The organism is Paenibacillus sp. GCM10027628 (assembly GCF_042676385.1).
GTDB lineage: Bacteria > Bacillota > Bacilli > Paenibacillales > NBRC-103111 > Paenibacillus_E.
Genome location: NZ_JBHTHA010000002.1, coordinates 521,535 through 534,148 on the forward strand (window position 1 = coordinate 521,535; position 12,614 = coordinate 534,148).

At 46.7% G+C, this 12,614-nt stretch carries 13 protein-coding genes; 5 read left to right on the top strand and 8 right to left on the bottom strand.

Features of this window, described 5'->3' with window-relative positions; translation table 11 throughout:
• The first annotated feature begins 22 nt into the window (after positions 1–22).
• Positions 23–214: a helix-turn-helix domain-containing protein gene (locus ACFQZT_RS03520; RefSeq protein ID WP_379296581.1), complete on the top strand. Its 192-nt coding sequence runs from the start codon at positions 23–25 to the stop codon at positions 212–214.
• A gap of 92 nt (positions 215–306) precedes the next feature.
• Here the strand turns inward: ACFQZT_RS03520 and ACFQZT_RS03525 are convergent, their stop codons facing one another.
• The 3 genes from ACFQZT_RS03525 to ACFQZT_RS03535 form a co-directional block, all read right to left on the bottom strand.
• Positions 307–1,719: a YfcC family protein gene (locus ACFQZT_RS03525; protein WP_379296583.1), complete on the bottom strand. Its 1,413-nt coding sequence runs from the start codon at positions 1,717–1,719 to the stop codon at positions 307–309.
• Entirely contained in the window at positions 1,712–2,920 is a 1,209-nt protein-coding gene (locus tag ACFQZT_RS03530) for a M20 family metallopeptidase (RefSeq protein WP_379296585.1), read from the bottom strand. The genes ACFQZT_RS03525 and ACFQZT_RS03530 overlap by 8 nt, the downstream gene beginning before the upstream one ends.
• Before the next feature lie 224 nt (positions 2,921–3,144).
• Entirely contained in the window at positions 3,145–4,032 is an 888-nt protein-coding gene (locus ACFQZT_RS03535; RefSeq protein ID WP_379296587.1) for a LysR family transcriptional regulator, read from the bottom strand.
• A 94-nt stretch (positions 4,033–4,126) separates the two neighbouring features.
• Between ACFQZT_RS03535 and ACFQZT_RS03540 the strand changes: the two genes are divergently transcribed.
• The 4 genes from ACFQZT_RS03540 to ACFQZT_RS03555 all read left to right on the top strand — a co-directional run bounded on the left by ACFQZT_RS03540 (position 4,127) and on the right by ACFQZT_RS03555 (position 6,200).
• Complete coding sequence (locus tag ACFQZT_RS03540) at positions 4,127–4,327, top strand: hypothetical protein (protein ID WP_379296589.1); 201 nt, start codon at positions 4,127–4,129, stop codon at positions 4,325–4,327.
• A 90-nt stretch (positions 4,328–4,417) separates the two neighbouring features.
• Positions 4,418–5,218: a protein-glutamine gamma-glutamyltransferase gene (locus tag ACFQZT_RS03545; protein ID WP_379296591.1), complete on the top strand. Its 801-nt coding sequence runs from the start codon at positions 4,418–4,420 to the stop codon at positions 5,216–5,218.
• Between the two features lie 82 nt (positions 5,219–5,300).
• Positions 5,301–5,816, top strand: coding sequence for a hypothetical protein (locus ACFQZT_RS03550; protein ID WP_379296593.1), 516 nt, complete (start codon positions 5,301–5,303; stop codon positions 5,814–5,816).
• Between the two features lie 165 nt (positions 5,817–5,981).
• Positions 5,982–6,200, top strand: a complete 219-nt coding sequence (locus ACFQZT_RS03555) for a hypothetical protein (protein WP_379296595.1) — start codon at positions 5,982–5,984, stop codon at positions 6,198–6,200.
• Between the two features lie 129 nt (positions 6,201–6,329).
• On the opposite strand, the gene ACFQZT_RS03560 is transcribed toward ACFQZT_RS03555, so the two are convergent.
• The 5 genes from ACFQZT_RS03560 to ACFQZT_RS03580 all read right to left on the bottom strand — a co-directional run bounded on the left by ACFQZT_RS03560 (position 6,330) and on the right by ACFQZT_RS03580 (position 12,384).
• Positions 6,330–7,163 (bottom strand): carbohydrate ABC transporter permease, encoded by an 834-nt coding sequence (locus tag ACFQZT_RS03560; RefSeq protein ID WP_379296597.1) that lies wholly within the window; start codon positions 7,161–7,163, stop codon positions 6,330–6,332.
• A complete protein-coding gene (locus ACFQZT_RS03565; protein WP_379296599.1) occupies positions 7,163–8,056 on the bottom strand; it encodes a carbohydrate ABC transporter permease in 894 nt (297 codons plus the stop codon). The genes ACFQZT_RS03560 and ACFQZT_RS03565 overlap by 1 nt, the downstream gene beginning before the upstream one ends.
• A gap of 20 nt (positions 8,057–8,076) precedes the next feature.
• The gene (locus ACFQZT_RS03570) at positions 8,077–9,405 is read right to left on the bottom strand and encodes an ABC transporter substrate-binding protein (RefSeq protein ID WP_379296601.1); all 1,329 of its coding nucleotides are present in this window, start codon (positions 9,403–9,405) and stop codon (positions 8,077–8,079) included.
• A 110-nt stretch (positions 9,406–9,515) separates the two neighbouring features.
• The gene (locus tag ACFQZT_RS03575; protein WP_379296603.1) at positions 9,516–10,604 is read right to left on the bottom strand and encodes a response regulator transcription factor; all 1,089 of its coding nucleotides are present in this window, start codon (positions 10,602–10,604) and stop codon (positions 9,516–9,518) included.
• Positions 10,582–12,384 carry a cache domain-containing sensor histidine kinase gene (locus tag ACFQZT_RS03580; protein WP_379296605.1) on the bottom strand — a complete coding sequence of 601 codons (1,803 nt, stop codon included), beginning with the start codon at positions 12,382–12,384 and terminating at the stop codon, positions 10,582–10,584. Before ACFQZT_RS03580 ends, ACFQZT_RS03575 begins: the two co-directional genes overlap by 23 nt.
• Positions 12,385–12,614: the final 230 nt, after the last annotated feature.

The window sequence follows — 12,614 nt, forward strand, 5'->3', positions numbered from 1 at the left end:
GGTCGTTTCGATACTGAGCCTTGTGTTTATTTGCCTCCAAATTGCTTGTAAAAGGTTTGAAAAAGCGAAGGAACTCATGATCTACAGCCGGCTATCCCTGACGTCCATCGCCGAAAAGATCGGCTACAGCAGTGTCTTCGCCTTCAGCAAAGCATTCAAACAGTCGGAAGGCGTGTCTCCGAGACAGTTCATGCAGACGTTCCCAGGTGTCTAGCCGAGTGTCCTTGAACACAACTAAGGCCGTCCTTTAGATCTGAAAAGATCTGACGGACAGCCTTAGACGGTTGATTGTATGAATGAAATTCCTTACGTATATTTAATGATATTGGCGAAGATGACAAAGATCGCTCCCAGAACAAGCCACATGCACATTAGCGGCCAGAAGAACCTCACCCATTTTTGATAAGTAATTCCCGAAACGGCCAAGCTGCCCATTAATGCAGAGGAGGTCGGAAGGATCATGTTCGTAATGCCGTCACCTAGCTGAAATGCGAGCACGGATGTTTGCCTGGTTACACCGAGCAAATCGGACAACGGCGCCATGATCGGCATTGTTGTCACAGCCATTCCGGTTCCCGAAGTAATAAAGATGTTCATGACGTTCTGGAAGACGTACATCCCGAGTACCTGAACGGATGCAGGCAAGTCGCCCACAAGAATCGACAAGCTGCTTACAATCGTATCGATGACATTGCCTTGCTCCAGCACGACCATAATGCCTCTGGCGAAGCCGATAATGAATGCTCCATATGTAATCGAACTGGCGCCTTTAATAAATTCCTTGGCCATTCGACTGGGACCGAACCCTGCGCAGAAGCCGGCGGCAACCCCCATTGTCAAGAATAGTGCGCCTAGCTCCTCCATCCACCAGCCTTTTTTGGATACGCCCCATATCAACAAAGCGAACCCGATAATGATCGCCGTAATGGTCAGATAGTGCTTGAGCTGCATCGTCGGCAGCTTGGATAAATCCAATTTCTCCCCAGCAGCGCTTTGCTCCAGATCGTATATCTGTCCTTGCGTAGGGTCCTTCTTCACTCTGCCGGCATAACGAACCAAATAAAGACTTGTCACCGTGATCAAGCAAATTAACAAAATAACGCGCAGCCAAGCTCCTGAGAACATTGGGACTTGAGCGATCGCTTGCGCGAGCCCAACATTAAACGGATTCAAGATGCCGGCTGTAAAACCGCAGGATGCCCCTAATGAAATCATGGCCGTACCCGTCAGGGCATCGAAGCCGAGTGCACGGGCAATGGCGATTCCGATCGGTACGAACACCATGACTTCCGTCGACATCCCCATCGTGAAGCCGCCGACCGAAAATAAGGTGATGAAAATCGGGATCACCCATCTCCCTTTATTGGAAAATGTCTTCGCCACCCTCGATGTAACCGCTTCAATCGTACCTGTGGCCGTGATGATTTGAAACGTTCCGCCAATAATAAAGATGAAGAAGACCACGTCCGCCGATGCAATCAATCCGTGCACGATCGATTTTGGAATTTCGAGCAGACTAACCGGACTCGGGTCAACATGATGATAGGAGCCCGTGACCAAAAGGGATTTTCCCGTCACCTTATCTTTCACGCGTTCGAACTTTCCTGACGGAATCGCATAAGTGAGCGCCGCCGCTACGAAGACTAGTATAATTAAAATAACTAAAGTATGCGGCATTTTGAACCATTTGCGTGAATTCGTTTTTACTGTGCTATCCATGTCCGTTGCCCCCGTTTCTATTCTGCTTCCATTGAACAAATTCGCTGCGTACATGCTGTATGGCATCTTTATCTGTGCACAGGTCGAATACGGTCATCGCCAATGCCTTGGCCGCCCTATTCAGCTCCACCATGCCCTCTTCCGCTCCTGCTAACCGCGCAAATTCCGGTGTATGCGTCGTTGCATCGCCTAGCCGGATATAAGGGTGAATCGCTGCCGTAATCTGGCTTACATTGCCGATATCAGAGGAGCCGACGCCTCCTTTTTGCGGCGGTTCGGACACTTCGATGCCAAGCAGCTCCAGGTTGCGTTGAAAATATCCGGCCAATGCCTTGTTGTTATTGCGCTCTGCGTAAATAAGCCCTTCCGTAATATCCACTTCAGCTCCGACGCCTTCAGCGGCATGCCGTACGGCTCGATACACTTTTTCCCTAACCATCTCAAGCTCTTCTACAGTTGATGCCCTCAAAATAAATACCGCTTCGCACAGCTCTGGCACAACATTTGGCGCATCCCCGCCTTTGGTTATGATCCCGTGAATTCTCACGTCTTCTTTGAAAAATTGCCTTAGCGAATTGATCGCCACGTAAGCGTTTACTAGAGCATCCAGCGCACTGATCCCTTTCTCAGGGGACGAAGAAGCATGAGCTTGTTTGCCATGGAATGTGAAAGTCGCGTCAACACAGGCGAGCGCTCCTCGCAACACCATCGTTTTGCTTTGCGGATGGCACATCATGACGGCATCGATATCGTCAAAGACGCCAGCGCTACACATGATGATTTTGCCTCCGCCTTCTTCTTCTGCAGGCGTGCCCAATACGACGATCTTACCCGGCAGCTCCGGGAAGGCATCTTTTAATGCGAGTGCTGCTCCGACCGAAGCAGTGCCAATCAGGTTGTGCCCGCAAGCGTGGCCGATCGCCGGAAGCGCATCGTATTCGGCAAGTAAAGCCAAAGTAGGCCCTCCTGCTTGGCCTTCCCATGTAGCGTGGAACGAGGTTGCCAGCCCTGCTATGCCTTGCTCCATCTTGAATCCGGCTTCCCGCAAAGGTTCCATCAGCCACCGCTGGGCTTGATGCTCCTGGAAGCTGAGCTCGGGATGAGCGTGGATTTGCAAGGCGATGCGCCGCAATTGTTCGTCACGCTTATCAACGGCTTGTTCAATTTGCCTTTTAGGCAGCCTTAAATCTTCTTTGCTCAATCAATTCCCCACCTTTAAATACTCTGAATATTTAAGTAACTTTACGAATCATTCTATCGGCCTTGCCGTGATAAGTACAATCAATTGTTTTTTGGGCTTCCCTTAAATTTTTTTTATAACCAAAATGAAGAAAGCCCTGGCCGAAGGCCAGAACCTAATTTAAAATCGTACGTTTGGAAACGAATTTGTCTTTGTTCAACCCTCCATCGCCTCATGCAGTTCCCCTATTGGTGCTCGGATTTCATAAAATGAACAAACCGATTCACGATCGCAAGTTCCAGCGACGGTTCCCGATAGAGCATCCACGTATTCCTTTTGATATACTCCCCGTTCTTTCGGACTAGCTCCAAGGTATGCAATCTATCCTGCGGCGACACAAAAACACCCGGTACGATCGAATAGCCGAGCCCCTGTTTCACCATTTCCTTGCAAGTTTCGTAGGTATCAACTCGCATCGTAATCGTAGGCGGGCTACTAAACCGCTCATGCCACCAAGATTGAATTGTCTCACTTAATGGGGAATTCGTAGAACTCGCCGCCTTAATCTTAGGCTCTTTATAGTGGATATGAGGCAGTTCCGGAAGCCGTTCCAACACGATCTCTTCTTTGGAAATGATGTAAATATGTTCATCATGCAAAAGGTGTTTGGAGCCGAACCAAGGGTACTCTCCCCTAATGACGCCAACATGGATCTCCTCTTGATGCAGCAAATCGAGAATCTCCGGACTTAGAGCGGAAGTTACATTGATTTGGACATCAGGACAGTATTCCTTAAACTTTTTCAGCAAAGGGGGAAGTTTATATAAGCCAAAATAACTGGATACTCCCAAGCGGAGCGTACCTTTGACCTCATTTCGCATATTCGTGATGTAATCTTTCATTTTATTCAGATCGATAAGTGTCTTTTTCGCAAATGCGACCAAATAGTTTCCTTCCGGGGTAAGCCTTGTTCCTTTGGCTGTTTTTACAATAATGGGCACGCCGTATTCTTTTTCCATCTGCTGCAGCCTATAGGTTAATGCGGGTTGAGTGATATATAGACGCTCTGCCGCTTTCGTCAGACTTTGTTCTTCTGCTAGGTACAGCAGCATCATGCAATCCTTCTCGTTCAAGCTTCCCCCTCCATTCCGTATGAGAATGAATCCCTCTGTTTTGTATAATAATAACATGAATTGTTCTTGCCAAATGAATAATGGAGGAATTTCTATGGATCAAAATGAATTGCATAAAAAACTGGGACGACCTTTGAGCTGGGCATTGACTGCGAATACGTCTGAAGAAGAGACTGCCTCGGGACAGGTGGAACATACAGATGAGGGAATCCCTTCCAACTATCAGTCTATGGGTGAAAGCTACAGTGACACGACCAACTTTGAAGTGAATAAGGAACCCGGCCGTTTAAACTAAGGTGAAATTGTACAAAAGCACGTATTATCGGTCCTCCCCATACAATAGGAAAAATCACCTTACCGATTTTTTAAAAATGGGGAGATATCGATGATCGTAATCGCCGATAACAGCGGGGAGGCCCTCTTCGTTGAAGGAATGTTAACCGCATTAGAACGAAACATTTATCAAAAAAAGAAAAACAGTTCCGCTCAGTACAGGTACGATTCCGTTAAAGACCTGTTATTTGAGCTGCGTATGCGGGCCCATATCATGGATTCCTCTCTGGCGTTGAGCAAGAGCGGCATCTATTTTGCAGGTTATAAAAACTCTCAATGCAACGAGGCCTATTGGTACCAAACCAATCAGGGAAAATTCCAGCTTAGGAACGGAGTTTCCCCGCAGGAAGCGATCCGGGATATTTTTAGGAACGGAAATTTATACGCATTTGAATGTGCTACAGCAGTCGTCGTCATTCTGTATAAAGCCATATTGGAGTCAATCGACTCCCAGCAATTTGATACGTTGTTTTCGGATCTATTATTATTTGATAGGAACTATAACAGGAGCTTGCATCTGATCGACCGATCAAATATAGAAGAAGCCGTAACCGGAGATGTACTCTATTTTGACAATCCCGAGTATTCACCCTTAACGCCTTGGTGGAGGGGACAAAACGCCATCCAGATTGAGGACGGCCTTTATTACGGACATGGCCATGGCAACGGAATCGTATCCGCCGATGAAATCATTACGGTCCTGAATACGTTCAGAAAGCCGAATAGTATACAATCTGCGTTCCTAACGCAACCGCTGGTTCATCTTGATTTTTCCTTCTTCTCGAGGTTTCAGGCTAATAATCCGAATACGCCTATGATTGCGAAAATTGGAACCTGGACTTATGTCGATTAAGCCCATTTTTCCTAGACATGTGCCTTTCTTTCCCAGATTTGCATAGGATGGGGGGAAGCCTATTCCAGAAAGGGGAAAGAACATGATACAAGAAATTTTATCGTCGGTGGAAAACAACAATGTGCAAGTAATGCCTTCAAGAACTGAGGGTATGATCAAGGTGCAACAAGCACCAACTCCTATTCTCCCGATTCAACAAGCTCCTGCTCCAGCGTATACGGAGGATAACCTCCCTATCCATCAAGCTCCAATCCAACCATCTATGGGAGAATATGTCCCGATGCAGCAGCCGATGCAGCATGTTTATCATCCACATCATGCCTATCATCCGCACCATCACCATGCCTACCATCCGCTTGCCTATCATCCACACCATCACCATGCTTACCATCCGCACCATCACCATGCCATGCATCCACATCATCATCACGCATATCACGCCATGCATCATCATCCTATCGATCCACCTCCTTATCATGCTTACCATGCTATGCATCATCATGCCATCCATCCGTACCATCATCATCTTTTCCATCCACACCATCATCATGTTAGCCACCCTTACCACCATACGCACCATCATCACGATATGAAATAAAAAGCTTGCACAAAGAGGGTCAGCCAGATCGTCACTGGTTGACCTTCTTATACCGAACAGGAAATCTTGACTCAGACTACATAAAATCCGACTTCCGTATGATTTAGTCAGATTCTGGAAACATTAACTTTGCTCCCCATATCCCAAGACAGGTGGTGAAACTCGATGTCTGAACAACAATCCGAACAACAACAAACCGCAGAAATTCAAGCACATAACGCTGTAGCCGATGCATTGAGCGCATTGAATAAGGCACAGACTGCTAATAATAATCGCCGCCAAGCTATCCAGTCCGCGCATCAACAACTGGATCAAGCCCATGCCCAATTGGCAGAAGCCCGGACTTCAAATGCGGATAGCGCCGATGAAGAAACTCTGACGTAATTCATATCATTTGTATGGCCTTCAGCCCGAAACAACCCTCGATACAGCTCGAGGGTTGTTGCTTAATACCTATCGTATCCATAACGCCTGCTACACCTTTCACATTGGCTTCATGATAATATCCCACCCTCAGCCTTTGATTGATCCTGCCGCTACGCCTTTTATCATAAATTTTTGCAGAAGCAAATAAAAAATGAGCAGTGGAGCGACGGATAGCGCCAAGCCTGGGAACAGCAAAGACCAATCGGTTATATGTTCACCAACGAACGTATAGAGTTCGATCGTGATCGTACGATGGTTTTGGTCGTTTAAAAACAATAAAGGGACAATAAAATCGTTCCAAACACTTAGGGAGGTTAATACCGCAACCGTTGCTGTGACGGGTTTCATGAGCGGAAATATCGTCGTCCAGAACGAGCGGAAGATGGAGCAGCCGTCAATCATCGCCGCCTCTTCCAGCTCGCGGGGGGTAGATTTAAGAAAACCGGTATACAAAAAAACGGTAAACGGCAAATTCAAGGCGACATAAATGAGAATGACCCCGTGATAAGTATTCACCAGATGCAGTAGATATACAAGCTTATAGAGCGGCACCATCGCCGACTGGAAAGGGAGCATAATCCCGCAAATGAAAAACATGTACAGAAAGAAATAGGTTTTCTCCGATCTTCTGGCAAGCGGATAAGCTGCTGAAGCGCCTAAAATAATTAACAGCGCGATCGATAAAGCTGTGATCAGCAAATTGTTAGCAAACACCGTTGGAAAATGCATTTTGTGCCAAACTTGCATATAGTTGTCCAAGTTAGGCTGAGTCGGGAAACTTAGCGGCGAACGCGCCATCTCTTCATCAGACTTGAATGTCGTGGAGAAGATGAAGTAGATGGGATACGCGAATACAAGCGCAATGATCGCGGTGGCGGCTTCACTCCCGTGACGGATCCATGCGTCCCTTCGACCTGTCACTAGAACGCCACCTCCCTGCGTCTCAACAAAGACAATTGCAGCAAGGAAATGGCTAAAATAATGACAAAAATAACAACGCCGATAGCCGTTCCATAACCGAAACTGTCTTCGCCGAAAGCGGTGCTGAACATCAAGGTCGTCATTGTCTCCGTCGCATGATAAGGACCGCCTTTCGTCGTTACGTACACGATATCGAACGCTTTCAATGTCCCGATCGTTGAGAGCACGACGTTAATGGTCATTGCGGGCGCTAAGAGCGGGAAAGTGATGTGTCTGAACCTTTGCCATTTCCCTGCCCCGTCCATGCCGGCCGATTCGTACAAATCTTTCGGAATCGTTTGCAAATTGGCCAAATAGATCACCATGGAATAGCCGGTATATTGCCAGATCACAATGAAGACGATACTAAGCAGTGCGATCTGCGGATCGCCTAGCCAACTCTGCGTCCAAGAATCGAGGCCGAGCTCTCGCAAGACAGCATTCAATAAACCTTGATTCGGTTCATAAATATACAACCACGTGTAGCCTACGACGAGCGGGCTCAATACAGCTGGGGAAAAAAAGATAACGCGCAGCAAGTTTCGGCTTCGGATTCCTGTATCCAATACGATGGCCAAAGGGATGGCCATCGCATTTTGCAGAATCACAACCAGTACGGCGAACTTCAACGTATTTTTAAGCGCCGCCAAGAAAGCTTTGTCAGCCAGTAATTCTTGATAATTCCTTAAACCGACAAAGTCCATCGTTCGATCGATCCCGTTCCAATTCGTCAGGCTATAAAAAAGGCTGCTCAGAACAGGGCCGAGAAAAAGTACCGTATATACAATTACAGCCGGTGCGAGAAAACATGCATAGGCCAGGTGCAGCTTCTGCCGAAAATTGAGGCTTCTCATCTCCATATCACACCGTCGCTTTATTTTTGGTTTTTAGCCGCTTTATCCCAAGCGTCGTCCATATTTTTCAGCATTTGCTCAGGCGTCAATGCCTTCAAGTAAACCCCTTGTGCGGATTTCATCATTTCACTGTTAGCTGCCGTGCTCTGATCCCAGTCTGGAAAACGTTGGCTTTTTCCAGAAGCGAGCGAGTTGGCAATCAGATCAAAAACGGGGTCAACTTCACCTTTCTTGCCCTGCAGGGTAAGGAATGCGCCTTGGCTTTTCGTCCATGAAATCAACGTTTCTTCTTTCGCCCAGAAAGCCATATACTTCTTGGCAGCTTCTGCTTTCGTCGTTTTGGCATTAACGACCCATGTCGTTCCCGTGGATGCCGAGACAACAATAGGCTCTCCTTTTTTATTGGCCGGCATTGCGAACATGCCGAACTTCAGATTCGGGTTTTTGCTTTTAATGCCCCCCACGGACCAAGATCCGTCGATATACATGGCCGATTTTTCCTGAGCGAAATCTTGCTGCGCCTGTTCCAGGCTCACCCCAGTGCTTTTTGGCGTCAAGTAGCCTTTGTCGGCCAATGCATACCAGTTTTTCACCGATTCATCCCACGTTCCGGCAAACTTCACTTGGCGCGCATTCAATTTGGCGTCGAAATCAGCGTCTTTGCCGTAAACCATTGTAGCCGTCATTTCTAACAACGCAGCCAACGTCATCCAACCGTCATTATTGCCAATCGCGATCGGATTCACGCCAGAGGCTTTGATTTTTTCACAGGCAGCAAGAAACTCATCCCAATTCGTCGGCGGTTGGAGCGCTAATTTGTCAAAAATGGCTTTATTATAATAAATGCCAAGCAAAACCATGTCATTCGGTATCCCGTATGTTTTCGAGTCCGAGCTTGCCTCGCCAATGGTCGATTTGGTAAACGTTTGTACCCAAGGCTCGCCGCTTAAATCCATTAAATAGCCGGCTTTGGCATACTTGACGACTTCCGATCCGGGATGCAGCATGATGACGTCCGACGCATCTCCGGCTGCAAGCCTTGTCTTGATGTAATCGGCGAATTGCCCCCCGGGCATTCCTTCGTAAGTAACTTTGATTTCGGGGTTTTCCTTCATAAATTTGTCATTGATTTCCGGAATGGAGCCCAGCTCCGATCCTGATTTAAATCCGGATACTTTGAGTTCCACCACTTTCTTCGGTTGATCGGCCGGTTTAGAGGACGCTTCGGCTTTTTCCGATGATTTTGGGGTCGGCGTTGGCGTAGCTGCCTCCTTCTGTCCCCCGCATCCGCTTAACACTACGGTCAAACTGAACATGGCGGCCAGTAATATCATCATTGTCCTTCTCATTGATAAGACCTCCCTATAAAATTTATTTAGGTTACAAGCCTATCTTATCTAAAAGTAAAGCGCTCTCAAATGACATGAAACTCGTATTTCTTCCACTTTTTTCGGAAATATCAAATTGTCCGGTCGCGATATTCGGTTGGCGTCAGTCCATAAATCCGTCTGAATAACGTGCTAAAATATTTCGCACTTGTGTAACCGACCCGCTCGGCAACCTCGTACGTTTTGAGATTCGTTTCCCGCAGCAATTGTTTGGCGGCATTCATTCTCGTCTTCGTCAAATAATCGATAAAATTATCACCGGTAACCTGTTTGAACAGCTCGCTAATGTAATTGGTGTTCATGTATACTAATTGCGCAAGCGCTTCCAATTTAAGTTCCGGATCCTTATAGTGCTCGTTTATATAAACTTTGACGGTTTCAATCACCCTCCTCGTTTCCACCTTTTGTTCCAAAGGCTCCAGATTCAGCTTAGCAACAAATTCCTCCATCGTTGCGGTAAGCGAGGCAAGTGAATACGGAGGTGAAAGCTTGGCCAGCAGCCAAGGAATTTCACGTTGAAAGATTAGGCTCAGCTTCGTATCGATGTGGGATAAAACACGGCTTCGAACAAAGGAGAAAAAATAAAAAAGCTGAAACGAGGCTGCCGCTATATGGCTGTGCGGAGATTTGTTCAAATCGCCCGCCCATTGCCGGAGCAACGATTGGGTCAGCGTCATATCGTTCGTCTCGATCGCAGTGATTAACCGCTCCTCCATTTCACTAATCCGGATTTCTTCCCATGCGACTTCGTCTCGCATTCGTCCCATATCTCCGTTCTTCGCCCTCTGTTCCAATCTACTTTCAATTTTGCGCAGAGCTGCAACCAATTCATTGCGTTCCAGCGGTTTCAATAAATAATCGGCAACGTCATAGCGCAGCGCGCTTTGTGCAAAAGCAAATTTGTCGTGGCCGGTCAATATGATTTTGTATATATCCGGATAGTGTTCGAATAAATATCGGGCCAATTCCAAGCCCCCCATACCTGGCATCGAAATGTCGATGATCATCAGATCGGGCTGCTTTTCCTTCAACAGTTGAACTGCCTGCTCGCCATCCTCCAGACGGGCGATCACTTCCCAGTTAGGAGACAGCCGTTCAATAATTAGCGCCAATCCTTGACGAATCGTTTCCTCATCGTCAACAATCATCAGTGTTGGCATGGTGATCACTCCCGTTATCCACGTATTGTACAATCAGTTCAGCGACGGTTCCCGCTCCCGGTGCGCTGCTAAGCATTAACCCGCAGGCGTCACCGAAGTAGATTCGAATGCGTTCGTGGACATTCCTCAGTCCTATATGGGAAGTCTCGACCGCCGACTCTTTTAACACCTTGCTATGGATGCGCTGAAGCTTTTCCGGTTCGATGCCAACCCCATTATCCGTGACACGAATTCGGACGTGCTGCCCGTCCCTTACGCCCTCGATCCGGATGAAACCGATCCCCTTCTTGGGAGCAAGTCCATGAATAAACGCGTTTTCCACAAGCGGTTGAATAATCCATGGGAGCGTCCGCGAATCTAACAGTTCCTCAGACATTTCGATATGAGCACTCATTTTCGGATAACGCAATTTTTGCAGGTTGATGTAAACCTGGATAAACTCCATTTCTTTGGCGAACGTAATCAGTTCCGAACTTCGATTTACCGACATGCGGAACAGTCTTCCGAGCAAAGAAATCATGTCCGCCACTTCGTAATCCCCATTCACTTCCGCCTTCATATTGATCGATTCGAGCGTATTGTAAAGAAAATGGGGATTGATTTGACTTTGCAGCGCCTTAAAATCAGCTTCTTTCTTCAAAATGTTCATGGTCAATTCGTTATAGACCAATTCATTAATTTTTTGCACCATGATATTAAAACTATGCCCGACCTGACCGATTTCATCATTTGCGGGCGAGCGGTACTGAACTTTATAGTCGCCCTCTTCGACCCGGCGCATCAAGGCCCTGATTTTTTTCAGTGGCTTCATCATGTTCGACGTTAGAACAGCCGATATGCTGATCGAGATCAACAGAGTAACCCCCGCTAACGTCCATAGGAGATTCAACAATATCGTAGAATCCTCGGTCAATTCCCGAATCGGAACGAGGCCGACGATTTTCCAACCTGAGAAGGAAGAAGTCACATAATTGACCATCATGGTCTGTCCATTAACTTTCGTAATGAAAGAATCCTGCTGATTGGGCAAACTCAGCGGGAAGCTTTTGGTGATTCGATCTTTAATGGGATGATAAATAATCTGCCCCTCACTGTCGGTAATAAATAATTGCCCTTTTTGTCCATGCTCAACTTGCTGCAAGATGTCGGCTAAGCCTTCTATACTCACATCGATCAATAACACGCCAAACGATTGATGGTTGCTCACGTCAATCAGAGAGCGGGCGTAAGAAAATACGAACGGACCTGACTCCGAACCGTTGCGGATGGAATGAGTCGGCATCAGTAATCCCTTGCCGTCAGCCGCAAGCACATGCTCGAACCATGGATCCCTGGTAAAGCTGCTGTAATCAACGTTTGGCCCTGACCCATATTGCGAGAAAATTCGGCCGTCCTTAAATAAATAGGCACCCATGATGTCCTTTAAAGAAGCGCGCATCAAAATTTTCATCGCTTTATCAATGGAAACTTTCTCTTGAAACTCGCTTACGGAACCGAGATCGTTTTTGCGGCTTGATATTTCCGGCAGATCGTCTTCCAGATAAATGGATAGCGAAATCCGATCCAGTTCTTTCAAATAATTGTCTACATTTCTTCCGATCTGTGCCAATAATTGAAGGTCGAAGTCACCTACTTTTTTTTTCAGATTTTCATTGTATCTCTGAAATCCAAGCAGCGTCACAACCACAACCGGCAGTAAAATCATCAGCGTGTATAACGCGTTTAACTTTTTAACCATGCTCCAGTCCCGAAAAGCTCGCAATCCGGTCCGTTTTTTCATGGGCGTTCTCCTCATTTCATGAATGGGCATCGTAGTGATTTAAATGTAAATCATCGCCTCGCAGTCATCAATCACCTTACGTAAAAAAGAGAATGTTTCCGAATATTACAGTCTATGATCTTCCATGTTGCTGATATATAATGACGCTGTAAAACGCTTTCAAGTTAGATTTTATACAATTGTAGAGGAGTTGATAGAACCTTTTCCCAGTTTTAAAAACGAAAAGAGGA